The 274-nt window shown below is 32.5% G+C and carries 1 pseudogene; it reads right to left on the bottom strand.

Annotated features, from left to right (window positions below):
• Window positions 1–29: 29 nt before the first annotated feature.
• Window positions 30–274 (bottom strand): annotated as a pseudogene (locus R2R70_RS20180) (LysR family transcriptional regulator); the annotation flags it as partial.

Here is a 274-nt window from a genome sequence, read left to right on the forward strand (position 1 = left end):
CTTACGGGTAACTTATTTAAATGTGTCGTTTAATTAAAAATATGTTTAAGCGATTTATATTCTTTTCTTATACTTTCAATGAGCAAGGTTATTTTTTCTGGTTTATGTCGCGTGTAAGGGTAAATAGCAAACACACCTAGTGAACGTGCTTTATATTGATGTAGCATTTGTACTAATGAGCCATTTTTAAGCTCTTCGTATACGCTGCACTTCGGAACATAAATCAAACCTACATCATTCAAAGCTGCTTTTTTCAATGAAAGGGCATTATTAG

The organism is Cobetia sp. SIMBA_158, assembly GCF_046566945.1.
GTDB lineage: Bacteria > Pseudomonadota > Gammaproteobacteria > Pseudomonadales > Halomonadaceae > Cobetia > Cobetia amphilecti.